This is a genomic window from Idiomarina piscisalsi (assembly GCF_003987095.1).
Lineage (GTDB): Bacteria > Pseudomonadota > Gammaproteobacteria > Enterobacterales > Alteromonadaceae > Idiomarina > Idiomarina piscisalsi.
The window spans coordinates 256,816-279,619 of sequence record NZ_PIQA01000003.1 but is presented as its reverse complement, the minus strand read 5'-3'; the positions used below and the strand labels follow the sequence as shown (position 1 = coordinate 279,619).

The window sequence follows — 22,804 nt, the reverse complement described above, 5'->3', positions numbered from 1 at the left end:
TAGGTGAATAAAACTCATGATTAAGCAACGTACATTGCAACAAGCGATATCAGCAACAGGAATTGGCTTGCACAAGGGCAACAAAGTGAACTTAACTTTGCGTCCGGCGCCGGCTAATACTGGGTTGATCTTTCGCCGTACTGACTTAGAGCCGGCAGTGGATATCCCTGCGCGTGCTGACTGGGTTCGTGATACGCAGTTGTGTACGTGCTTAATTAATGAAGAAAATATTCGCATATCTACAGTCGAACACTTACTCGCTGCGCTTGCAGGAGTTGGCATTGATAACGCTATTATCGAAGTCGACTCTCACGAAATACCGATTATGGATGGTAGCTCTCACCCGTTTGTTTACCTGCTACAAAGTGCGGGCATTGAAGAGCAGTCAGCAGCGAAGAAGTTTATCCGAATCAAAGAGCCGGTGCGTGTTGAAGACGGTGACAAGTGGGCGGAACTGCTACCCCACGATGGTTTCCGTATCGACTTTGCTATCGACTTTGACCATCCGGCTATCGCAGACACAGGGCAAACTGTCAGCATGGACTTCAGTGCTAATGCCTTCATTAAAGACATTAGCCGTGCGCGTACCTTTGGCTTTATGAAAGACATTGAGTACTTGCGCAAAAATAACTTGGCGCTTGGTGGCAGTTTTGATAACGCCGTGGTTCTGGATGACTTCCGCGTGTTAAATAATGACGGCCTGCGTTATGACGACGAGTTTGTGAAACACAAAATGTTGGACGCTGTGGGCGATCTCTACATGGGCGGTCATAGTATTTTGGGCCATCTGCGTGCATACAAGTCAGGCCATGCGTTAAATAACCAATTACTTCAGGCGGTACTGGAAACTGAGTCTGCCTGGGAGTTCGTGACCTTTGAAGATGAGCAGGCAAAAGAGCCTATCGCATTTTGGTCACCAGCTAATACTACGGCTTAATTAGCCTTTATTGTTGGCGGCGTTGTTATCAAACTTCGCCGCTAATGCTTCTAACTGAAGTCGCAGCGGCTCGCTGCAACCCTCCGCCATATTCCTTAGCCTTTGTGCGTTGTCATTTGTGGTGTTTACATTCGGTGACACTTTCACGCTCAGCTTGTTGACCGGCACCGTCGCATTGTTTTGAAAATACGTTATAATGGCCGCTTGTTGGAATTTAAGTTTTGTTGACCAGCTGCCGCTGCCAGCCTTTACAATAAGCTCGCCGTCGCGAATATTCACAAGCTGACAATGTTGAGCGGTTGCTTTGTCCACGCAGTTTTTAAACAACTGTTGCCATTGAGAGAGTTGAGCGGCAAACTGTGCATAGTGTCGCAACGTTTCAGCCATAGGTTGCTGACCCGTACGTAGCAATTCTGATGGCGTTTTGGGTTGTCGTGACATAAGTGGTGTAGTCAACAAATAATAAGAGAGTTCAGATGAGTTTATCAGTCTTTTATCGAGGCTCCAAAATTCGTTTTCGCATTAATTTAAGTCGTAGACGGATGTTGTCTTTCGCCGGTATAGCGACCTTTATTGGGCTTGTTACCTGGCAACCTTGGGAATACCGGGGAGTTGATCCAGAGTTCGCGCAGGCACAAATCACCGAAGAGCAAAAAAACCTTATTCTTCAGCAAAAAGCCGTCAAAGCGTTGAAAGAAGATACCCAAAAGCAATTGGGGGCAATGAAAGTCTACTTAGGTGAGTTACGGGCACAAATGCGCCGCCTGGACGCTTTAGGCGAGCGCTTGGCCGGTGTAGCAAATTTGGACAATGGCGAGTTTAATTTCCAGCAGGAAATGCCCATCGGCGGACCTGAAATAGAAGTCGCTGAACTGCCGCACGCCTCAGGAGCTGACGTACTTACCGATATTGAAGACATGTTGTCGAAGATATCGGACAAACAAAAACAGCTATCTCTCCTTGAATCTGTGATGATGAATCACCAACTTAATAGTGATGCATATATTGCTGGGCGCCCTATCTCCGATGGTTGGCTCTCTTCGCAATATGGTATTCGTAAAGACCCTTTCAATGGCACTCCGGCCATGCATAAAGGTTTAGACTTTGCGAGTTATAACGAAGATGTGCAAGTGGTTGCGACCGGTGCTGGTGTTGTCACTTGGGCAGGTGACCGGTACGGCTATGGTCAGTTGGTTGAGATTGACCACGGTGGTGGCTTAAAAACTCGCTATGGGCACAATCACAAATTATTAGTAAACGTCGGCGACGTGGTAACACGAGGTCAGCAAATTGCAGAGATGGGTAGCAGTGGTCGTTCAACCGGACCGCATGTGCATTACGAAGTTTTACGCAATGGTAAGCAGATTGACCCGAACCAATTTGTGTACCGAAAAGCCGACTAATACACCTGAACATTAAGAGAATAAACGCAAGCGGTACTGAGTACCGCTTTTGTTGTTAAAAAGTAACACAGGATATATCAAACTCATGCTAGGCAGTCTGTTTCGAAAAGTTTTTGGAAGTCGCAACGATCGCATACTCAAAAACATGCAAAAAGATGTTGATCGGATTAACGCGTTAGAACCCGAATTTGAAGCATTGAGTGATGCCGAATTAAAGGAAAAGACCGCCGAGTTTCGTAAGCGTCTGAACGAAGGTGAAAAGCTCGATAAGTTACTTGTTGAAGCCTTTGCTACGGTCCGTGAAGCCAGTAAACGCGTATTTAAAATGCGTCATTTTGACGTCCAGCTTATCGGCGGTATGGTTTTGAATGAAAACCGTATTGCGGAAATGAAAACCGGTGAAGGTAAAACTTTAACTGCAACTCTAACTGCTTATTTAAATGCTTTGCCCGGGAAAGGCGTGCATATTATTACCGTGAACGACTACTTGGCAAAACGTGACGCTGAATTTAACCGCCCTCTGTTTGAATTCCTGGGCTTGAGTGTTGCTTTCAATATTCCGGGCATGAATCCGGAAGATAAAAAAGCTGCTTATCAAGCTGACATTACCTACGGCACCAATAACGAGTTTGGTTTCGACTACTTGCGCGATAATATGGCCTTTTCGCCACAGGATCGCGTGCAGCGCGACCTTTACTATGCGCTGGTCGATGAGGTGGATTCTATTCTTATTGACGAAGCCAGAACACCGTTGATTATTTCGGGGCCGGCTGAAGACAGTTCGGAAATGTACCGAAAGATGAACGAGCTGGTTCCACATTTAGTGCGTCAGGAAAAAGAAGATACCGAGGAAGAGAAAGGCGACGGCCATTTCACCATTGATGAAAAGGCTAAGCAACTTCACCTAACCGAAAATGGTCAAGAGCATATAGAGTCGCTACTCAAAGAAAAAGGCATGCTGGCTGACGATGACTCACTGTATTCCGCTGCCAATATTAGCTTACTGCACCACATTAATGCGGCGCTAAGAGCACATCACCTATTCCAGAAAGATGTCGATTACATTGTTAAAGATGAGCAGATCATTATTGTTGATGAGCACACAGGTCGTACGATGGAAGGGCGCCGCTGGTCTGAAGGTTTGCACCAGGCGGTCGAAGCCAAAGAAGGTGTGCCTATTCAAAACGAAAACCAAACACTAGCTTCTATTACCTTCCAGAACTACTTCCGTTTGTATGACAAATTGGCGGGTATGACAGGTACAGCCGACACCGAAGCCTTTGAGTTCCAGTCAATTTATGGGCTTGAAACCGTTGTTATTCCAACCAATAAGCCAATGGTTCGTGATGATCGCGCTGACTTGATTTACCTAACGGCAAAAGAAAAATACGAAGCTATTGCTGAAGATATCGAAGAGTGCCGTAAACAAGGACGCCCAGCGCTGGTTGGTACCGTATCTATCGAAAACTCGGAGTTGTTGTCGAGCCTTTTGAAGAAGAAGAAAATACCGCATGCGGTGTTGAACGCTAAGTTCCACGAACAAGAAGCCGATATTATCGCTCAGGCGGGCCGTCCGGGCGCCGTAACTATTGCGACCAACATGGCCGGGCGCGGTACTGACATCGTGTTAGGCGGCAATTGGATGGTCGAAGTAGAGAAACTGGAAGAACCATCTAACGAAAAAATAGATGCTATTAAAGAAGAATGGCAGAAAGTGCATGACAAAGTCATCGAAGCGGGTGGCTTGCACATTATTGGTACGGAGCGTCATGAATCTCGCCGTATTGATAATCAGCTTCGTGGTCGTGCTGGTCGTCAGGGTGACCCGGGTTCGTCTCGTTTCTATCTGTCACTGGAAGATCCACTAATGCGTATTTTCGCATCGGATCGTATTGGTACCATGATGAAACGCCTTGGTATGAAAGAAGGCGAAGCTATTGAGCACCCTTGGGTGACACGCGCCATCGAAAACGCACAACGTAAGGTTGAAGGGCGTAATTTCGATATCCGTAAGCAACTGCTTGAATACGATGATGTGGCGAATGACCAGCGCTCGGTGGTTTATGAACAGCGCAACGAGCTGCTTGATGAAGGTGATATTTCTGAAACCATTACTGCAATTCGCGAAGACGTTGTTAATGCGGTGATTGACGAATATGTGCCACCACAGTCGCTCGCTGAACTGTGGGACTTAAAGTCACTGGAAGAACGTTTACGCGCTGATTTCCATATTGAGCTACCTTTACAACAGTGGCTTGAGGAAGAAGAACACTTCCACGAAGAAGTTCTTCGCGAACGTGTTTTGGAAGAGCTGGTTAAGACTTACCAGGAAAAAGAAGAAATGGTAGGTCCGGAAGTTCTGCGCCGTTTTGAAAAGTCGATTATGTTGCAAAGCCTTGATCAGCACTGGAAAGAGCACTTGGCAGCAATGGATCATTTACGTCAGGGCATTCACTTACGCGGTTACGCACAGAAAAACCCTAAGCAGGAATATAAGCGCGAAGCGTTTGAGTTGTTCAGCGAAATGCTTGAGAACCTGAAGTTGGATGTTGTGACTATTTTAAGTCGCGTTAAAGTGCGCGCTCAGGAAGATGTCGATGCCGTTGACCAACAGCGTAAAGCTGCCGACAGTGCACCTCGTGAGTTTAAACACGAGCAGACAAAGCCAGCGACTCAAGAAGAGCAACCGCGGGAGCAGGGGCAGCCACAACCGGCCAGAACTGAAAAGAAAGTCGGTCGTAATGAACCTTGTCCATGCGGCTCAGGTAAAAAATACAAACATTGTCACGGTAAACTGTAGGTTAATATGACCACCCAAAAACCTCCCGCTGTACATGTTGCAGTGGGAGTTATTGAAAACTCGAATGGCGAAATCTTTATCGCACAACGGCTGCCAGAACAGCATCAAGGCGGCAAATGGGAGTTTCCCGGTGGTAAAGTTGAGTCAGATGAAAACGTTCAGGAAGCCTTAGTCAGAGAGCTCAAAGAAGAGTGTGGCATAGATGTTACTGACATGGCGCCACTGACAGTTATCGAACACCAATATTCCGATAAACGCGTATTATTGGATGTTTGGTGGATTTTGTCCTATCAAGGCGAAGCTACCCAGCTGGAAGGGCAGAAATGGTGTTGGGTTGATAAAAATCAGTTAGATGCATTTCAATTTCCTGATGCAAACCAACCCATTGTCGACTGTATTATGCAGTCAATGAATACTTACTAAATGTAGGGCCTAAAAACCGTCGCCCTCGTTAATGTAGTCATCGTTGGCGACAGGAGCGGGCTCTCCAGGAATACTTTTTTCTTCATTTGCCCACTCGCCTAAGTCAATGAGCTTGCAGCGCTCGCTGCAAAACGGACGAAATTTCGAGGTCTCTTTCCATTCGACTTCTGTTTCACATGTTGGACAGTTGACCGTTAAACTCATTGTGCACACCTGGCTATTTCTAATTGAACTGACTGGATTGATTGAGTGTTATTGACACCCGGTAACGGCATGAATCTTACCGTAAAGCGTTGTCTATGCCCACTAATAACCGGGTAAACGGAAGACTCTTTAGGGACTTTAATTCGTAGCATAGCTAACGGCTGCTCAGAGCTTTCCTGCATAAAGCCACTGGTTAATGTTATATCAGAAAAGGTAGACTGCTCTCGCATTAAGGTGAGCTTTAGTTGTACCGCTTTTTCGATAGGTTGAAATAACTGACACCATGCATCGCATTGTTGCTGTTGGAGTTCATTCTCCTGACTTAACCAGAGTTGCAGTTGCGGCAGTTCGAAAAGGCCACTAATACCCGGTTGGCTAAAACGTTGTCTTATACTCGCCAGTAGTGCATCGTCTTTAATTTCTCGCAATACCTTAGGAATGTCCGGTAAAAATTGTTGGCAGTCGCCAATTTCTTCAATAGTGGTCCGCAACGCCTGTCTATCGACTTGTGGGTGTTGCTCCCATTGTTTCAGGCGCTGTTGCTGTGCATCGAGATCTTTTGAAAGCTCAGTGCGAATGTCGACCCTTTCAAGGAGATCGCTGAGTAAAAACAGGGACTGGAAAAAAGCATCAGGCTGTTGTTGAAACAACTCTCTACTGACGTTGAGCTGCTCGAAGCCGTGTTCAAGTCGTAAATATGTGCGGACACGCTCCTGAAGCGGGTATTCATAAATAATGTGCTGGTTATCCGTGAACGCCATAATGTCAGTAGTTAAAGGGTAATGCGCCTATAATAGCGCATTAAGATGGGTGTGCAATGGCTGCTTCCAGATACCTTTTGTGTAATTCCTGAACCTGAGTGTGAAGTGCGTCTAAAGTGGTGTCATTAACAATAATATCATCCGCTTTTCGGCGTCGCTCTTCACGAGTCATTTGAGCGTTTAAAATGGCTGCAACCTGTTCTTCAGACGTGTTGTCACGAGTAACCGTGCGTTCAACTTGTAATGATTCTGGTACGTCTATAACCAATACTTGGTCACAGTATTTATCCAATCCATTTTCCAGCAGTAATGGAGCGGATAAAATCACATACCTGGAAGACGCATTATTTAACTGAGCGAGTATTTGTCGACGAATTTCAGGATGCAATAACTGGTTCAGCCATTCCTTTTCATCGTTATTACTAAAGACTTTTTCACGCAGCGCTTTACGGTCTAAGTGGCCGTCACTTTGAATCACTTCTGGGCCAAAGTGGTGTTGAATTTCTTTTAGGCACACAGAGCCTGGCTCCACAACTTCGCGAGCAACAACATCTGCATCTATCACGTCAATGCCTAGACGTTGAAACTCGTCTGTGGCGGCGGTTTTACCGCTGCCGATACCACCGGTTACACCAACAACATAAGTCATGCTTACGCCCCTCCTAGCCAGGACCAATAAGCGTATAGCAGCTCGTGTCCCCAAAAGTAGCTTATGATCCCTCCCCCAATTAGAAAGGGGCCAAATGGAATCGGCTGAGCCCGGCCGCTGAGTTTAATGTAAACAATACCAACAACAGCGCCACACAGTGACGCGGCCAATACGGTCACTGGCAATACTGTTGCACCGGTAAACGCAGTTAGTGCCGCCAGCAATTTAAAGTCGCCATAGCCCATCCCTTCTTTTTTGGTCAGAAGTTTAAACACCCAATAAACTGACCACAAGCTGAGGTAGCCCACGACCGCACCGATGAGCGCCTGCTCTGTGGTTATGGAACTGTACTCGGACAACGACCAGAGTAAACCGAGCCAGAGTAGGGAGTAATTGAGCACGTCGGGCAATAGTTTGTGATGTAAATCGATGACAAAAAGGCAAATTAATAAGCTTGTGACTACGGCGTAAAACAGTGCTGGCACAGTGATGCCATATTGCCAGCCAATTAGCCCGAAACTGATGGCTGCGATAATTTCTACCGCCCAGTAGCTGATTGAAATCGGTGTTTTGCAATGGCGGCAGCGAGCTCTTAAAAACAGGAAGCTCAACAGTGGGATATTGTCATACCAGGCAATAGCGGACTGACATTTCGGGCAATGAGACGCTGGGAAAGCGAGATTAAAGGGTTCGACTTGATTTGCAGGTGTGCCGTTTGCCTCGGCACATTCCAGTTGCCACTGTCGCTGCAATTGAATAGGCAGGCGATGAATAACAACATTCAAAAAACTGCCAATAACAGCCCCCAGTATGACTGATAAGATCAGCATTGCGATTGTGTGAGCTGCGAATAATTCGGTCATTCGATAGCGTCCTGCTTAATTAAAATTGCTCGCCCAATGAGAATAAAGGCAAGTACATAGCCACTAAAAGAGTGCCTATAATGCCGCCTAAAATAAGCATCAGCAAGGGCTGTGAGTAACTTGAAATACGCTCAGAATAAAGAGTGAGCTGCTTTTGCTGGTACAACGCCAACTGCTTAAATGCTTGCGCCATACGGCCGGACTTCTCTGCTGACTGAATAAAGCTCATGGTTTTCGGCGTATTCAATGCCGACGATCTGAACGCCTTAGACCAGCCTAAGCCTTTTTCTAAATGGTAACTAATAAGGTGAAGCCGGCTTTTATAGACCGGGCAGCTCAGGTTATTTGTCGTAAGCTGTAGGGCATGAATAGCATCAATGCCTGCTTCTAGCGAGAGCCCAAGCTGATAATAAATTTGTTGTTCGCGCGAACCAATGACTAATTGCCTATAAACCGGCAGCTTTAGCGTGCAGTGTCGCCAAAACGCAGGAAACCGGTGTCTAATCAGCCGGCAGGAAAGGTAGAGTAGACAAAAAGCGCTGCCGATAAAAACAGCGTGTTGGCTTACGAATTCTGAAATTGCGATAACCTTTTGAGTCAACAGCGGTAAGTTGGCATTCCCAAAAAGCTTCTGAAACTGGGGAAGTACCCAAGTCATCATGAGTAAGGCAACGGCACAGGCAAATGCCGCAATAATTAGCGGGTAGCGAAGTGCTTTGGTGAGTTGTTCCTTTAGTGCCATTTGCTGCTGCTTTAACGTCAAAATATTGTGCAAGCCACTGACCAAATGACCGCTCGACTCCGCCCATTCAATGGTTTGTATGTCAGCAGCGGGCAGCCAATCTGAGTATTGCTTAAGCGCACTCGAAAGTGGGCGTCCCAACTTTATTGTCGCAAGGCAGTCATTCACTAGCCAAGTCATTGCCTTTGAAGAGTGCTGATTAACACTATGCTTTAATGCGTCGGGTAAAGGCAGACCGCACTCGAGCAGTTCAAGCCACTGCTCTATAGTTTGCAGCCATTCTTTATCAGCGGGCTTAGGTGTTTTTATAAGGTGTTCGCGCTGTACTGAAATACAACTCAACCCTCTTTCCGACAAAAGTCGAATGGCGTGCAATTGACTGGTGGTATGTATTAACCCAGTCTGTCCGGCACTTTTCCAGCGCCAGCGAGTTACTTTTTGCTCAGTCATTAATGCTGACCTTGTGTCTTTCGTAATAGGCTCTTGCCTGCTCAAAAGTTGGCAGTTTTAGGTGCTCTAAATAGTTGGCTTTATCGGTACCGGATGCTCTGGAGTTAAGCAGCGGGCTGGCCTCCTGTCCCCAGGGCAGCACCTCAAAAATCGCCTGTCTATGAGGCTGGAAGTTATTGTCAAACGCCGGAAGTAAGCGCTGACTAACAATTAGAGTGAGCGCGCTAGCAATATCTAGCGGATTAACGCCGAGCGACTTTAAACGAGCGAGCGTTTCCAACGACCCATTGGTATGCATAGTAGTTAAAACAAGGTGACCCGTTTGAGCCGCTTGCAGGGCTATTTTAGCGGTCTCTGCATCGCGAATTTCGCCAATCATAATGACATCGGGGTCTTGTCTTAGCAGGGCTCGCAACAGCGAGGCAAACGACAGTCCTTTGCGCTCATTTACCATGAGTTGTGTGCACCCGGCTAAAGGAGCTTCAATTGGGTCTTCCACCGTGCAGACGTTGAGTTTTTGAACATTAATGGACTGAAGTGCGCTGTATAAGGTCGATGTCTTTCCGCTCCCGGTTGGCCCTGTGACAATAATAAGTCCCTGAGTCTTTGATAATGCCTGCTCGAAGCATTGATACTGGCACTCTAACAGTCCTGTATCTGCCAACGGTAAAATGTGTTCTGAAGATTTTAGGCAGCGCAGTACCAATTTTTCACCGCCGAGGGCTGAACAGCAATTCAACCGAAACTCAAAGTTCTGATGGGTCGCTTTGTGTGCGACCGTTAAGCGGCCATCTTGCGGTATTGGTTGTTCGGTCAGATCGAGATCAGCCAGTACTTTTATTCGAGCAATAACTTGCTTGGCAAAAGACACCTGAAGAGCGTCTTTGGTGTCTAAATCGCCTCCTGAACGCGTCCTCACTCGATAACTGCTCTGGTAAGGCTCTATATGAATATCTGAGCCTCCGTTAAGTGCGCATTCACACAAGAGCTGCTCGACGTAATCGACAGCGGAGTTTTGTAAAGGCTTATAGCCTGAAAGCGGGTGAGAGTTTCTAACAACAAGCACCTTTTTGTCACTGAACAGGCTTAACAGAACGGGTTCAACCGGTTTGCACTGAGGATCCTGCGACACTAATATCCACTGCTCCTCTTCAGCAAGCCGTGTTAGCCCGTGTTGTTTTAAAAAGCCCTCATTCTGGTTCGTCTCTGTTAGCTCGCTGTTTGCTAACAAAGCTATATCAATTTCAGCGGTAAGGCAGGTTGCAACGTAACTCATTATTCACCAATACCTTGCTGGCAGCCGCTAACAACGCTTCGGCTTTGCTGATAGTCAGAGCAGCCAATGCTCCATTCCAAGTGGGTGTTCGACGGAACAGGGTTCAATTCGACGGACAATGGTTGTTCATCTATGGTTACAGAGGCTAATTGAAGGCTAATACGAGCGTCCTCACCAATGCTGAGACTGGCTACGTCATCCGGTAGCGGCGACGGCACATTGGGCAGGCCGTTTTGGCCTGGTTGAGCACAGTCTGAAAGTTGCCCTTCGGTTTGCCAGCATAGCGCAATGGATAGCTGGAATGGTTGAGCATGTGCTAACGCTTTAGTGACTTTCGCTTGCTGTGTGTAATGGGTGTAGGAGGGAACAGCAATGGCCGACAATATCGCTATGATAGCAACCACCACCATCATTTCTATAAGACTAAAACCGTTGTACTGAGTATTTGCATCCTGCATAAGACAGCTCCTGATAAAAAGTCAGGAAACTGTCGTCTATTAAGCAGAATTTGTCGAATGTATTTATTTGTAAGTTATTGACGAATTTAGGAAATTCGCATTGAAAGATCAATGGCTTGAATGTTTTTGGTCAGTGCGCCAGAGGAAATAAAATCGACGCCGGTGGTAGCTAACTCAGCCAAACGTTCGTCAGTAATGTTACCGGATACTTCCAGCTTGGCTTTATGTTCAGCCTTATTATTGGCCGCAACTGCAGACTCAATATCAGCCAAACTGAAGTTATCCAGCATAATAATGTCAGCTTCGGCTGTCAGTGCCTGTTCAAACTCGTCTAAGTTTTCAACTTCCACCTCAACGGTTTTTCCGGGGTTAAGCTGCTTGGCTTTTTTGACTGCCTGCTCGATACCGCCGCAGGCAAAAATATGGTTTTCTTTAATTAAATAAGCGTCGTACAAGCCAATACGATGGTTTGCCCCGCCGCCACAGCGAACCGCAAACTTCTGTGCCAGACGCATACCAGGAAGCGTTTTACGGGTATCCAGTAGTGTCGTATTGGTGCCTTCCAGAAGTCGGCTGTATTGGTGCGTTAACGTTGCGGTTGCTGACAAAGTCTGCAAAAAGTTCAGGGCAGTACGCTCGCCGGTGAGTAACACACGGCTTGGGCCTTCTAAGTCACACAGCGTCGTGTTCGGCTCGACCAAGTCACCATCTTTAACATGCCAGCTCAGAGACACTTCTTGCCCAAGTTGTCTAAACACCTCGTTGACCCATTCCACACCGCATATAACCGCTTTGTCGCGAGTGATAATGGTCGCTTTAGAATGGCTGGTAGGACTAATTAACTGGGCGGTAATGTCCAGGCTGGCATCTTTTTCCGACAAATCTTCAACCAGTGCGTTACGAACACCTTCCTGAATGGCGAGTTGCAATTCATGCTGACTCATATTGGCTTTACCTTTTTACAGACAATACGGATACTAGGGGGCAAACTTTACCGTTTTGTTGAGCCTGTGAAAAGCGAACAACTGAAAAACCATAAAATAACTCACGCTATACAGCATGCGTCGCCGCACTTTGACGAGCGGCCTGACGAATCTGACATCAGTCTGCTGGTGATTCATTGTATCAGCTTGCCCGAGGGTGAGTATGGCACGCCTTATGTCAAAGACCTGTTTATGGGGGAGCTGCAGATCAATGCACACCCAGACTTTGCGCCTTTAGAAGGGCTGCGAGTGTCAGCGCATTGCGTCATTCGCCGGGACGGCACGTTAGAGCAATACGTACCTTTCGATAAGCGCGCCTGGCATGCCGGACAATCACGTTACTGTGGTCGCAAACGCTGCAATGACTTTAGTATTGGCATTGAACTAGAAGGCACCGACCAGAGTGCCTATACTGATAAGCAATATCAGTGTTTGGTGGAGGTGACGGAGCTTTTATTGATGCACTATCCAAAACTGAACCGGCGACGCATTATTGGACATGAACACATAGCGCCTGGCAGAAAGACAGACCCGGGCAGCGGCTTTGACTGGCCGAGATATTTGAATCAATTATAAGGAGCATTTGATGGTTCTCATCGCGTTGCTAATTGCATTGAGTATTGAACGGCTTTACCACAGCCCTGACGCTTTGCATTGGCAGTTTTACCTGAGTCGTTGGCAGCATTGGAGTGCTTCAAAGCTGAGCGATGAAAAATGGCAAAGTGCTCCGGCAACCTTTTTGAGAACCATAGCACCGGCACTTTTTGTAGGGCTGTTAATACAGTTGCTCGATAATTTGTTGGTCACCTTTTTAGTGAGCATTGCCGCTTTATTGTTAGCAATAAACTGTGAGCCTGCCCGAGTTTCCTATAAAACCTATTTAAAAGCCGCAAATCGAGGTGACGATGAAACGTGTCAGCAACACCAGCGTGCGTTATCGCAATATGCAGGACTGGGTGAAAAGACATCCGTTAATCAGTCTCTGATTTGGATCAATTACCGGCATTATTTAGCGGTAATGTTTTATTTTGTGTTGTTTGGTAGTGTTGGCGCTCTGCTTTATGCAACGTTCCGAATAGCCGCTGATGCTGAAAATAATCCAGAATCACAAGATAATTCAACGTCTTACTGGTCAAGGTTGCTATGGTTTGCTGATTGGGTACCGGCACGTTTGGCTGGTTTTGGATTATTAATTGTCGGACACTTCTCACGGGCTCTGCCGGTTTGGATTCAATTAACATCCACGCCTTACAGCGAGCCTAAAAGCCTGTTATTTGAAGTTGCAGAAAATGCAGAGGATACGCCACAGCACCCGGATGATAAGACCGAGCACGCTACTTGCCAGCTAAAACTAATGCGTCGACAGCAAATATTCTGGGTGGCCGTTATCGCAGTTTTGACATTATCTGGTGCCGTTCTGTAGTGGTTGTACCAGCCCAGAAAAATTTGGGCTGGCGCTATAAATGATTTAGAATGATCGTATCTTTTGGTCTGACCAATTTACCGCTATGTCTGAGTTGCCCATAAAACAAACGAAGCTATCGGATACTATCGTTGCTCATTTTGAGCAAATGATTGTGGACGGGCGCTTGCGTGCCGGGCAAAAACTACCGTCGGAACGGCAGCTGGCGCAGCAGTTTAATGTGTCTCGCCCGTCGTTGCGCGAAGCCATTCAAAAACTGGAAGCGAAAGGCGTTGTTGAGCGCCGGCAAGGCGGTGGCACTTATGTGGTGAATACGGTTAACGAACAATTGACCCAGCCATTATTTGAGTTATTGGCAAAACACCCTGAGTCGCAGTTTGATTTGCTGGAATTTCGACATGCACTGGAAGGCATTTCGTCGTTTTATGCGGCATTGAGAGGTACCAAAGCCGATCTAGAACGCATAGAAGAGAGTATAAAAGGAATAGTGCAAAGCCAAAGCGCTGAAATAAATGAGCAAGTAGACGCTTTGGTCGAATTTTACCACCGCATAGCAGAAGCCTCTCATAACGTCATTCTTGTGCACGTTGTGCAGGGCATGCAAGAGCTATTGGCTGAGAATATTCGACAAAACCTGGAAATAATCGGTAGCCGCAAAGAGCTGCTGGAAAAACTGAATCAACACCGTCAGCAACTGGTTAGCGCCATTGTTGATGGTCAACCGGAGCAAGCGCGGGATGCGTGTCACCAACATTTGACCTATATTGAACAGATATTGTTAGAGTTGGGCAAAGAACAGTCTCGTATTCAGCGTTCGCTGCGACGTTCCTGAATTGATAAGAAGGTAAGGAATTGCTATGAGTGATCAATTAACACAAGATGTCGACACACAGGAAACTCAGGAGTGGTTAGACGCTCTTGAAGGTGTGCTGGATGCCGAAGGTCCGGAGCGCGCCCACTTCCTGTTAGAGCAGTTAGTCGATAAGGCCCGCCGAAACGGGGCCTACCTGCCTTATAAGCCGACGACGGCTTACTTAAATACGATTCCTGCAAGTCAGGAACCCACCATGCCGGGTAACCAGACGCTGGAATCGCGTATTCGCTCAGCTATTCGCTGGAATGCGGCCATGATGGTATTGCGGGCATCAAAAAAAGGCGAAGAGCTGGGCGGGCACCTTGCCAGTTTCGCTTCTTCAGCCATGTTGTACGATGTGGGTTTTAACCACTTCTTCCGCGCACCAAGCGAAGGTGACGGTGGTGACTTCCTGTTTATTCAGGGCCATGTGTCACCGGGCATTTACGGTCGTGCTTTCATTGAAGGGCGTCTGACCGAAGAGCAACTCAATAACTTCCGTCAGGAAGTCGACGGTAAAGGCTTACCTTCCTACCCGCACCCGAACTTAATGCCGGACTTCTGGCAGTTCCCAACGGTGTCTATGGGCTTAGGTCCTATTCAGGCAATTTACTTAGCCCGCTTCCTCAAATATTTGACGGATCGGGGTATTAAAGACTGCTCAAAACAGCGCGTTTACTGCTTCTTAGGTGACGGTGAAACCGATGAGCCAGAGAGCCTGGGTGCTATTGGCCTGGCCGCGCGTGAAGAGTTAGACAACCTAACCTTTGTTATCAACTGTAACTTGCAGCGTTTAGACGGTCCGGTTCGCGGTAACGGTAAAATCATTCAGGAACTGGAAGGTAACTTCCACGGTGCAGGCTGGGAAGTGATTAAAGTGATTTGGGGTCGCTACTGGGATCCTCTGCTGTATCGCGATACCGAAGGTAAGCTGCAACAGCTAATGGAAGAAACCGTTGACGGTGACTACCAGAACTTTAAAGCCAAAGGCGGTAAATTCACGCGTGAAAACTTCTTTGGCAAGTACCCTGAAACCGAAGAAATGGTCGCCAACTTGTCTGATGAAGATATCTGGCGCCTGAACCGTGGTGGTCACGATCCGGTAAAAGTCTACTCGGCGTACCACAAAGCGGTGAACACCAAAGGGCGTCCACAGGTTATTTTGGCGAAAACTGTCAAAGGTTACGGTATGGGCGCAGCAGCTGAAGGGAAAAACATTGCCCACCAGGTTAAGAAAATGGATTTAGACGCGGTTAAGCACATGCGCGACCGTTTCAATATTCCGTTTGAAGACAAAGAGCTGGAAGACCTGCCGTACTACAAATTTGATGACGACAGCGATGAAATGAAGTACCTGAACGAGCGTCGCGAGAAGCTCGGTGGCTATATGCCGGTGCGTCGCCCGGAAACGGACGTGGAACTGGAGTTGCCTGCCTTGAAAGCGTTTGATGCGGTACTGAAAGGGTCAGGAGATCGTGAAATTTCTTCTACTATGGCCTTTGTTCGAGTTTTAACAGCGCTGTTGAAAGACAAGAAAATTGGTAAGCGCATTGTGCCGATTATTCCGGATGAAGCCCGTACTTTCGGAATGGAAGGCTTGTTCCGTCAGGTGGGAATTTACTCTCATCATGGTCAAAAGTACACGCCGCAGGATAAAGACCAGGTGGCCTATTATCGCGAAGATAAAAAAGGTCAAGTTATTCAGGAAGGCATTAACGAGCTGGGTGCAATGGCATCATGGGTGGCAGCGGGTACCAGCTACTCGTTAAACAACGAGCCGATGATTCCGTTCTACATTTATTACTCGATGTTCGGCTTCCAGCGTGTCGGCGACTTAGTCTGGGCCGCAGGGGACAGCCAAACTCGTGGATTTTTAGTGGGCGGTACGGCCGGACGCACCACGCTGAATGGCGAAGGCCTGCAGCACCAGGACGGGCACAGCATGGTGCACTTCGGCACGGTGCCAAACTGTATTAGCTATGACCCGACTTACGGTTATGAAATTGCAGTTATCGTGCACGATGGCCTGAAGCGTATGTTTGGCGACCAGGAAAATGTTTTCTATTACCTCACGGTAATGAACGAAAACTACCATCAGCCAGAAATGCCGGAAGGGGTCGAAGAAGGCATTGTTAAAGGGATTTATGAACTGGATAAAGTGAAGGCTAAGAAAAAAGCCAAAGGCGATGTTCAGTTGCTGGGTAGCGGGACTATTCTAGAGCAAGTGCGTGAAGCAGCGAAAATCTTGTCAGAAGACTTTGATATTAATTCCACAGTTTACAGCGTGACCTCGTTTAATGAGCTGGCGCGTGATGGTCTGGATACTGACCGCTGGAATATGCTAAACCCTGACAAGAAAGAAAAAGAAGCTTACATCACGCAAGTGATGAAAAAAGCCAAAGGCCCTGCGGTTGCAGCAACCGATTATGTGAAGTTGTATGCTGATCAGGTCCGTGCATGGGTACCAACCTCATACCGTGTACTGGGCACCGATGGCTATGGCCGTTCTGACAGCCGTGCGAACTTGCGTAAGCACTTTGAAATTGACCCGCAATACATTGTTGTTGCGGCGTTAAAAGAGCTGGCAGACCAAGGTGATATCGATAAGAAAGTGGTAGCGAAAGCTATCAAAGATTACGGTATCGACACTGAAAAACTTAACCCACGTTTGGCGTAAGGAGGTACTGAGATGGCCGATCAAATCGAACTCAAAGTCCCCGACGTGGGCGGTGAAGAAGTAGAAGTCATTGAAATTCTCGTCAGTGAAGGCGATACCGTTGAGCAAGAAGACGGTGTTGTTACTGTCGAGAGTGACAAAGCGTCAATGGATATTCCGGCGTCTTCGGGCGGCAAAATTGTTGAGCTGAAAGTCAAAGAAGGCGACACCATCAGCGAAGGCGATGTGCTCGCTATTGTTGAAGCAGCTGGCGACTCTGACGCTTCTGATGAAGAAGAAAAAGAAGCTGAGCCGGAACAAAATGATGACAAGTCTGACGATAAAGACGAAGAAAAGTCTGAGTCGAAAGACGACGGTAAAGAAGAAAAAGAAGAGTCTTCTGAACCGAAGAAAAAGTCGTCAAGTGGCAGCAAAGTCATTGATGTAGAAGTACCGGACATTGGTGACGAAGAAGATGTCGAAATTATTGAAGTGTTGGTGTCAAAAGGTGACTCGGTTGCTGAAGAAGACGGCCTTATCACCTTAGAAACCGACAAAGCGACAATGGATGTGCCTTGCCCGCAAGACGGCGAAATTGAAGAAATGCTGGTCAGTGTCGGTGACAAAGTGTCACAAGGTTCTGTTATTGCTAAGTTGAAAGTATCCGAGGGTGCTGACGACGGCGATGACTCGAGTGATGAGTCAGAAAAAGAAGCGGCACCAAAAGAAGAAAGCAAATCCGATGACGCCGATAAACAGAAGTCAAAAAGCGACAGTGGTAGTAGTGCGAAGCCAAGTGGTGAACGCCAGCCGCCCGTGCCTGACCATCCAAGTCAGCGCAGCGATCGCAAAGAAGGGGTATTGCATGCGTCACCAGCAGTACGTCGTGTGGCTCGCGAATTTGGCGTTGACTTGTCACAAGTCAAAGGCTCAGGCCCGAAAAATCGTATCCTGAAAGAAGACGTACAGGACTTCGTTAAATACGAACTGTCACGTCCGAAAGCGGTTGCAGGCGCAACTGGCCAGGGCGGCGGTGGCTTGCAAGTCATCGATCCTCCTAAGGTCGATTTCAGCAAGTTCGGTGAAGTGGAAGAAGTTCAACTGTCGCGCATTCAGCGTAAGTCTGGACCTAACCTGCACCGCAACTGGGTGACCATTCCGCACGTGACACAATTTGACGAGGCGGATATCACCGAATTGGAAAAATTCCGTAAAGCCGAAAATGAAGTGGCGAAAAAGCAGGATTTAGGCTTCAAGATAACGCCGTTGGTGTTCATCATGAAAGCTTGTGCGAAAGCGCTGCGTGAATTCCCAACCTTTAACTCATCACTTTCTGAGTCTGGTGAGTCGTTGTACATGAAAAAATATGTGCACATTGGTATTGCGGTAGATACACCTAACGGCTTAGTGGTTCCAGTTATTCGTGACGTTGATAAAAAAGGCATCTACGAGCTGTCTGAAGAGCTGGTTGAAATTAGTTCGAAAGCTCGCGACGGTAAGCTGAAAGCATCGGACATGCAGGGTGGCTGCTTCTCGATTTCCAGTCTGGGCGGCATTGGCGGTACAGCCTTTACGCCAATTGTAAATGCGCCGGATGTAGCTATTCTTGGGGTTTCTCGAAACGAGATGAAGCCTAAATGGAATGGTCAGGAGTTTGAACCACGCTTAACCTTGCCATTGTCATTGTCTTACGACCACCGTGTTATTGACGGCGCCGAAGCAGCGCGCTTCACCGCCTACTTAAGCGGTGTGTTGGGAGATATACGCAAATTGGTGCTTTAAGCACCAATTTGGGCAGGAAATACGAATTAATTCGCGCTACAATAGCGCCACATTTAGCGTTGATTGACCTCGGCTGGTGGCTCAACCGGCCGTGACAAATAAGGGGTTAACATGAGCGACAAAATTAAAACGCAAGTAGTAGTGTTGGGTGCAGGGCCAGGCGGTTATTCAGCTGCTTTCCGTGCTGCTGACCTGGGTATGGATGTAGTTCTGGTTGAACGTTACAATACTTTGGGCGGTGTTTGCCTGAACGTTGGCTGTATTCCATCAAAAGCACTATTGCACTTAGCTAAGCACATTGAAGATGCAAAGCACTTGGCTGACGAAGGCATAGACTTCGGTAAGCCTAAAATCGACCTGGATAAAATCCGTAAACACAAAGAGAAAGTGGTGGGTCAATTAACGGGCGGTCTTGGACAAATGTCTAAGATGCGTAAAGTAAAAGTGGTTAATGGCTTAGGTAAGTTTACCGGTAGCAACACCTTGAAAGTTGAAGGTGATGACGGTGCTACTGAAATTGAATTTGATAACGCGATTATCGCAGCGGGTTCACAAGCCATTAAACTGCCGTTTATTCCTCATGATGACGAGCGCATCTGGGACTCGACTGACGCTCTTGAACTGAAAGAAGTTCCTGAGAAACTGTTGCTATTAGGCGGCGGTATCATTGCTCTGGAAATGGGTACGGTATACAGCGCTTTAGGTTCTAAAGTTGATGTCGTAGAAATGACTGATCAGCTTGTGCCACCAGCAGACAAAGACATTATTAAGAACTTCAACAAGCAAATGAAAGGCAAGTTCGAAAATGTCATGCTGAGCACTAAAGCAACGAACGTTGAAGCGAAGAAAGACGGCGTTTACGTGACTTTTGAAGGTGACAAAGCGCCGAAAGAGCCGGTTAAATATGACGCCGTCTTGGTTGCTGTTGGCCGTGCGCCAAATGGTAACAAGCTGGATGCGGACAAAGCGGGTGTTAACGTTGATGACCGTGGCTTTATTAAAGTCGACAGCCAAATGCGTACTAACGTTGATCACATCTTTGCTATTGGCGACATTGTGGGTCAACCAATGCTGGCGCATAAGGCGGTACATGAGTCTCACGTTGCGGCAGAAGTTATCTCTGGTAAGAAGCACTTCTTCGAACCAAAAGTTATCCCTTCTATCATGTACACAGACCCAGAAGTTGCATGGGCTGGTGTTACTGAGAAAGAAGCGAAAGAGCAAGGCATTGAATATGATGTTGTGACTTTCCCATGGTCTGCATCTGGCCGAGCTATCGCTTCAAATGCACAACAGGGTATGACTAAGCTTATCTTCGATAAGAACAACCGTATTATCGGTGGTGCTATGTGTGGTAGCAACGCTGGTGAGTTGTTGGGCGAAGTTTGCTTAGCCATTGAAATGGGCTGTGATGCAGAAGACATCGCGTTGACAGTTCACGCTCACCCAACCTTGCATGAGTCTGTTGGCTTAGCCGCAGAAATTCAGGAAGGTTCAATTACCGATATGCCGAACCCTAAGGCGAAAAAGAAGAAGTAACATTTTGTTACGATAAATCATCGGTAAAACGGCTGCATTCACCGCGAATGTGGCCGTTTTTTTTGCGCTGAATTTCACAATGCGCTAGTTTAATGGGGCTAAAATAACGAACACTATAAAAAGGTGACGACCAATGAAAAAATTGACCGCTGTAGCGCTAGGCGTATCTATGGCACTGACTCTGGGTGCCTGCTCACCGCAGCAAGAGCAAAATAACCAGCAGTCTCAACAAGCAGAAGAAACCCAACAGCAACTGACGTCGGGCGTTATTCTTGAAAACTTTGATCATAGCGCGAAACCACAAAATGACTTGTTCCGCTATGTAAACGGCAGCTGGATTGAGAAAACTGAAATCCCTTCAGATCGCTCTTCTATCGGTGCGTTTTACGATTTGCGTGAAATGAACCAGAAGCGTTTGCGTGACATTATTGAAGGTGCTGCAGCAGCTAACCCAGAGCCAGGTACTCCTGAACGTAAAATCGGTGACTTCTTTAATGCTTATATGGACACCGAAACGCTGAACGAGCTTGGCGCTAAGCCAATTGCAAGCGACTTGGATGCAATTCAGGCACTGGATAGCCATGAAGCTGTTACTGAGCATATGGCGCGCATGTTCCGTAGCGGTGTGTCTATTCCATTTGGTTTCTATGTTTATCCAGATGCGAAAGATCCACAAACTAACGCTATGTACATGTACCAAGCAGGACTTGGCTTGCCGGACCGTGACTACTACCTAAAAGATGAAGAGAAGTTTGAAGACATTCGTTCTGAATACGTCAGCTACATTACAGATATTCTGGGAATGGTGGGTTTAGAGAACACGGATGAAGCCGCGGAACGTATCCTGGATTTGGAAACTAAGCTTGCTGAAGTTCAGTGGAGCCGTGTTGAAAGCCGCAATGCCGATAAAACCTATAACAAGAAAACAGCAGACGAAGTGGCAGGAATGTTCGCCAACTTTGACTTCAAACGTTTTATAGAAACGTCTGAGTTGGCACACGTTGAAGAAATGGTCATCCGTCAGCCGTCGTTCTTTGAAGATTTCGGCAACATGTTTGCTGATGTTGATTTACAAACCTGGCAGGACTATTTAAGCCTACGTTTGGTGAACGAATATGCGTCGGCTCTTAGCGAAGAAATTGGCCAGCGTCGTTTCGATTTCTATGGCACTGTTTTACGTGGTACACCAGAGCAGGAGCCTCGCTGGAAGCGTGCGGTTGATGCTACCAATAGCGTGCTTGGTGAAGTTTTAGGTCAGGTTTACGTTAAGGAATACTTCCCGCCAGAAGCGAAAGAAAAAATGGAAGGTCTTATTGAAAACCTGCGTGATGCGTACGGCGAGTCCATCAAGAACCTTGAGTGGATGACCGAAGAAACCAAAGAGAAAGCGTTAGAAAAACTCGCTAAGTTTGACCCAAAAGTGGGTTATCCGAACGAGTGGCGTGATTACAGTGAGTTGGACATCTCAGCGACTGACCTAGTCAGCAACTACAAAGCTTACGCTGAGTTCAACTACCAGGAAGAAATTGCCAAAATTGGTGGCCCGGTTGACGAAGAAGACTGGGGTATGACACCACAGACAGTCAATGCTTACTACAGCCCGGTACGTAACGAAATCGTATTCCCGGCGGGTATTTTACAGCCTCCGTTCTTTGATATGGACGCTGAAATGGCCGTGAATTACGGTGGTATCGGTGCGGTTATTGGTCACGAAATGGGTCATGGTTTCGACGACCAGGGCTCTAAATACGACGGTGACGGCAACCTGCAAAGCTGGTGGACCGAAGCTGACCGAAAAGCGTTTGATGAGCGTGGTCATAAATTGTCTGAGCAATTCAGTCAGTACGAACCTATTGAAGGTTTGAACGTGAATGGTGACCTGACGCTGGGTGAAAACATTGGTGACTTAGCGGGTCTGACAATTGCTTATGAAGCCTACAAAATGTCACTGGACGGTGAAAAAGCGCCAGTCTTGGACGGCTTCACTGGCGATCAGCGTGTGTTCATTGGCTGGGCACAAGTATGGCGCGGGAAGTATCGTGAAGACGCTATTCGTCAGCAAGTTATGAGTGACCCTCACTCGCCGGCTGAATATCGTGTAAACGGAACTGTTGTTAACGTACCTGCGTTTTACGAAGCCTTTGAAGTAAAAGAAGGTGATGAGCTGTATGTTGCACCGGAAAATAGAGTGACTATCTGGTAATATTCACTTTATGAAAACGCTAACGGTAATTTTGACATTAATAACTGTGCTTTTGGTGGGGAACTATTCCTCACCAATGGCACATGCTATGCCAATGTCGGATGCCGTTAGCGCTTCTTCAGAGCACACTATGTTGCCGGAACATAGTATGCAGCAACATGACTGTTGTGATGACGCTGATATGGATATGGCCGAGCAGCAAAAAAACTGCGACGAGGAAAGCTCATTTTGCCAGCATTGTGAACAACATTGTGCTGGCCAAATTGGTTTAACGAATGTCTTTAATTTTATTGGCAGTACACATCCTACTCAAAACTACTCAATGAGCGAGTTGTCCTTGTGGCAACGCACCGAACGCTTAATCAGGCCGCCTAAACTGACAACGGTATAAGCTTTATG

The 22,804-nt window shown here is 47.1% G+C and carries 21 protein-coding genes; 12 read left to right on the top strand and 9 right to left on the bottom strand.

The features are described 5' to 3' along the window. Nucleotides 1–16: 16 nt before the first annotated feature. Nucleotides 17–937 carry a UDP-3-O-acyl-N-acetylglucosamine deacetylase gene (gene lpxC, locus CWI73_RS06175; protein ID WP_053953032.1) on the top strand — a complete coding sequence of 307 codons (921 nt, stop codon included), beginning with the start codon at nucleotides 17–19 and terminating at the stop codon, nucleotides 935–937. Here the strand turns inward: lpxC and CWI73_RS06170 are convergent, their stop codons facing one another. Beyond that, nucleotides 938–1,378: a DUF721 domain-containing protein gene (locus CWI73_RS06170; protein ID WP_053953031.1), complete on the bottom strand. Its 441-nt coding sequence runs from the start codon at nucleotides 1,376–1,378 to the stop codon at nucleotides 938–940. 35 nt (nucleotides 1,379–1,413) lie between these two features. On the opposite strand from CWI73_RS06170, the gene CWI73_RS06165 reads away from it, so the two are divergent. From CWI73_RS06165 to mutT, 3 genes are all read left to right on the top strand, one after another. Continuing rightward, a complete protein-coding gene (locus tag CWI73_RS06165; RefSeq protein ID WP_126751988.1) occupies nucleotides 1,414–2,340 on the top strand; it encodes a M23 family metallopeptidase in 927 nt (308 codons plus the stop codon). Nucleotides 2,341–2,425: 85 nt separating this feature from the next. Further along, complete coding sequence (gene secA / locus CWI73_RS06160; protein ID WP_126751987.1) at nucleotides 2,426–5,140, top strand: preprotein translocase subunit SecA; 2,715 nt, start codon at nucleotides 2,426–2,428, stop codon at nucleotides 5,138–5,140. 6 nt (nucleotides 5,141–5,146) lie between these two features. After that, nucleotides 5,147–5,563 (top strand): 8-oxo-dGTP diphosphatase MutT, encoded by a 417-nt coding sequence (gene mutT, locus CWI73_RS06155; protein ID WP_126751986.1) that lies wholly within the window; start codon nucleotides 5,147–5,149, stop codon nucleotides 5,561–5,563. Between the two features lie 9 nt (nucleotides 5,564–5,572). Here mutT and yacG read toward each other — a convergent pair whose 3' ends face one another. From yacG to nadC, 8 genes are all read right to left on the bottom strand, one after another. Further along, on the bottom strand, nucleotides 5,573–5,767 hold the full coding sequence (yacG, locus tag CWI73_RS06150; RefSeq protein WP_053953027.1) for a DNA gyrase inhibitor YacG: 195 nt from the start codon (nucleotides 5,765–5,767) through the stop codon (nucleotides 5,573–5,575). Further along, the gene (gene zapD / locus CWI73_RS06145) at nucleotides 5,764–6,528 is read right to left on the bottom strand and encodes a cell division protein ZapD (protein ID WP_126751985.1); all 765 of its coding nucleotides are present in this window, start codon (nucleotides 6,526–6,528) and stop codon (nucleotides 5,764–5,766) included. Before zapD ends, yacG begins: the two co-directional genes overlap by 4 nt. 40 nt (nucleotides 6,529–6,568) lie before the next feature. Next, entirely contained in the window at nucleotides 6,569–7,177 is a 609-nt protein-coding gene (gene coaE, locus CWI73_RS06140; protein WP_058576813.1) for a dephospho-CoA kinase, read from the bottom strand. 2 nt (nucleotides 7,178–7,179) lie between these two features. Next, nucleotides 7,180–8,040 carry a prepilin peptidase gene (locus CWI73_RS06135; protein WP_126751984.1) on the bottom strand — a complete coding sequence of 287 codons (861 nt, stop codon included), beginning with the start codon at nucleotides 8,038–8,040 and terminating at the stop codon, nucleotides 7,180–7,182. Nucleotides 8,041–8,059: 19 nt separating this feature from the next. Then, nucleotides 8,060–9,232, bottom strand: a complete 1,173-nt coding sequence (locus CWI73_RS06130; protein WP_126751983.1) for a type II secretion system F family protein — start codon at nucleotides 9,230–9,232, stop codon at nucleotides 8,060–8,062. Next, entirely contained in the window at nucleotides 9,225–10,508 is a 1,284-nt protein-coding gene (locus CWI73_RS06125; protein WP_126751982.1) for a GspE/PulE family protein, read from the bottom strand. Before CWI73_RS06125 ends, CWI73_RS06130 begins: the two co-directional genes overlap by 8 nt. Further along, nucleotides 10,508–10,966: a pilin gene (locus CWI73_RS06120; RefSeq protein WP_126751981.1), complete on the bottom strand. Its 459-nt coding sequence runs from the start codon at nucleotides 10,964–10,966 to the stop codon at nucleotides 10,508–10,510. The genes CWI73_RS06125 and CWI73_RS06120 overlap by 1 nt, the downstream gene beginning before the upstream one ends. Before the next feature lie 86 nt (nucleotides 10,967–11,052). Further along, on the bottom strand, nucleotides 11,053–11,910 hold the full coding sequence (gene nadC, locus CWI73_RS06115) for a carboxylating nicotinate-nucleotide diphosphorylase (protein ID WP_126751980.1): 858 nt from the start codon (nucleotides 11,908–11,910) through the stop codon (nucleotides 11,053–11,055). A 66-nt stretch (nucleotides 11,911–11,976) separates the two neighbouring features. Here nadC and ampD point away from each other — a divergent pair, with 66 nt between their 5' ends. The 8 genes from ampD (at nucleotide 11,977) to CWI73_RS06075 (ending at nucleotide 22,796) form a co-directional block, all read left to right on the top strand. Continuing rightward, on the top strand, nucleotides 11,977–12,525 hold the full coding sequence (ampD, locus tag CWI73_RS06110; protein WP_126752051.1) for a 1,6-anhydro-N-acetylmuramyl-L-alanine amidase AmpD: 549 nt from the start codon (nucleotides 11,977–11,979) through the stop codon (nucleotides 12,523–12,525). A 10-nt stretch (nucleotides 12,526–12,535) separates the two neighbouring features. Continuing rightward, nucleotides 12,536–13,372: a beta-lactamase regulator AmpE gene (gene ampE, locus CWI73_RS06105; RefSeq protein WP_126751979.1), complete on the top strand. Its 837-nt coding sequence runs from the start codon at nucleotides 12,536–12,538 to the stop codon at nucleotides 13,370–13,372. A gap of 85 nt (nucleotides 13,373–13,457) precedes the next feature. Continuing rightward, a complete protein-coding gene (gene pdhR, locus CWI73_RS06100) occupies nucleotides 13,458–14,204 on the top strand; it encodes a pyruvate dehydrogenase complex transcriptional repressor PdhR (RefSeq protein WP_053954575.1) in 747 nt (248 codons plus the stop codon). Between the two features lie 25 nt (nucleotides 14,205–14,229). Further along, entirely contained in the window at nucleotides 14,230–16,902 is a 2,673-nt protein-coding gene (gene aceE, locus CWI73_RS06095; RefSeq protein WP_126751978.1) for a pyruvate dehydrogenase (acetyl-transferring), homodimeric type, read from the top strand. Nucleotides 16,903–16,914: 12 nt separating this feature from the next. Further along, the gene (aceF, locus tag CWI73_RS06090) at nucleotides 16,915–18,663 is read left to right on the top strand and encodes a dihydrolipoyllysine-residue acetyltransferase (protein WP_126751977.1); all 1,749 of its coding nucleotides are present in this window, start codon (nucleotides 16,915–16,917) and stop codon (nucleotides 18,661–18,663) included. A 111-nt stretch (nucleotides 18,664–18,774) separates the two neighbouring features. Continuing rightward, nucleotides 18,775–20,202: a dihydrolipoyl dehydrogenase gene (gene lpdA, locus CWI73_RS06085; RefSeq protein WP_126751976.1), complete on the top strand. Its 1,428-nt coding sequence runs from the start codon at nucleotides 18,775–18,777 to the stop codon at nucleotides 20,200–20,202. 133 nt (nucleotides 20,203–20,335) lie between these two features. After that, complete coding sequence (locus CWI73_RS06080; RefSeq protein ID WP_126751975.1) at nucleotides 20,336–22,405, top strand: M13 family metallopeptidase; 2,070 nt, start codon at nucleotides 20,336–20,338, stop codon at nucleotides 22,403–22,405. A 76-nt stretch (nucleotides 22,406–22,481) separates the two neighbouring features. Beyond that, nucleotides 22,482–22,796 carry a hypothetical protein gene (locus tag CWI73_RS06075; RefSeq protein ID WP_126751974.1) on the top strand — a complete coding sequence of 105 codons (315 nt, stop codon included), beginning with the start codon at nucleotides 22,482–22,484 and terminating at the stop codon, nucleotides 22,794–22,796. Nucleotides 22,797–22,804: the final 8 nt, after the last annotated feature.

Bases quoted from the DNA above. Each gene is read 5' to 3' on its own strand.
- CWI73_RS06080 (WP_126751975.1), top strand. From the start codon at position 20,336: ATGAAAAAATTGACCGCTGTAGCGCTAGGCGTATCTATGGCACTGACT.
- zapD (WP_126751985.1), bottom strand. From the start codon at position 6,528: ATGGCGTTCACGGATAACCAGCACATTATTTATGAATACCCGCTTCAG.
- aceE (WP_126751978.1), top strand. From the start codon at position 14,230: ATGAGTGATCAATTAACACAAGATGTCGACACACAGGAAACTCAGGAG.
- CWI73_RS06125 (WP_126751982.1), bottom strand. From the start codon at position 10,508: ATGAGTTACGTTGCAACCTGCCTTACCGCTGAAATTGATATAGCTTTG.
- aceF (WP_126751977.1), top strand. From the start codon at position 16,915: ATGGCCGATCAAATCGAACTCAAAGTCCCCGACGTGGGCGGTGAAGAA.
- CWI73_RS06075 (WP_126751974.1), top strand. From the start codon at position 22,482: ATGGCACATGCTATGCCAATGTCGGATGCCGTTAGCGCTTCTTCAGAG.
- yacG (WP_053953027.1), bottom strand. From the start codon at position 5,767: ATGAGTTTAACGGTCAACTGTCCAACATGTGAAACAGAAGTCGAATGG.
- CWI73_RS06135 (WP_126751984.1), bottom strand. From the start codon at position 8,040: ATGACCGAATTATTCGCAGCTCACACAATCGCAATGCTGATCTTATCA.
- CWI73_RS06165 (WP_126751988.1), top strand. From the start codon at position 1,414: ATGAGTTTATCAGTCTTTTATCGAGGCTCCAAAATTCGTTTTCGCATT.
- pdhR (WP_053954575.1), top strand. From the start codon at position 13,458: ATGTCTGAGTTGCCCATAAAACAAACGAAGCTATCGGATACTATCGTT.
- CWI73_RS06170 (WP_053953031.1), bottom strand. From the start codon at position 1,378: ATGTCACGACAACCCAAAACGCCATCAGAATTGCTACGTACGGGTCAG.
- mutT (WP_126751986.1), top strand. From the start codon at position 5,147: ATGACCACCCAAAAACCTCCCGCTGTACATGTTGCAGTGGGAGTTATT.
- lpdA (WP_126751976.1), top strand. From the start codon at position 18,775: ATGAGCGACAAAATTAAAACGCAAGTAGTAGTGTTGGGTGCAGGGCCA.
- CWI73_RS06120 (WP_126751981.1), bottom strand. From the start codon at position 10,966: ATGCAGGATGCAAATACTCAGTACAACGGTTTTAGTCTTATAGAAATG.
- CWI73_RS06130 (WP_126751983.1), bottom strand. From the start codon at position 9,232: ATGACTGAGCAAAAAGTAACTCGCTGGCGCTGGAAAAGTGCCGGACAG.
- lpxC (WP_053953032.1), top strand. From the start codon at position 17: ATGATTAAGCAACGTACATTGCAACAAGCGATATCAGCAACAGGAATT.
- coaE (WP_058576813.1), bottom strand. From the start codon at position 7,177: ATGACTTATGTTGTTGGTGTAACCGGTGGTATCGGCAGCGGTAAAACC.
- secA (WP_126751987.1), top strand. From the start codon at position 2,426: ATGCTAGGCAGTCTGTTTCGAAAAGTTTTTGGAAGTCGCAACGATCGC.
- nadC (WP_126751980.1), bottom strand. From the start codon at position 11,910: ATGAGTCAGCATGAATTGCAACTCGCCATTCAGGAAGGTGTTCGTAAC.
- ampE (WP_126751979.1), top strand. From the start codon at position 12,536: ATGGTTCTCATCGCGTTGCTAATTGCATTGAGTATTGAACGGCTTTAC.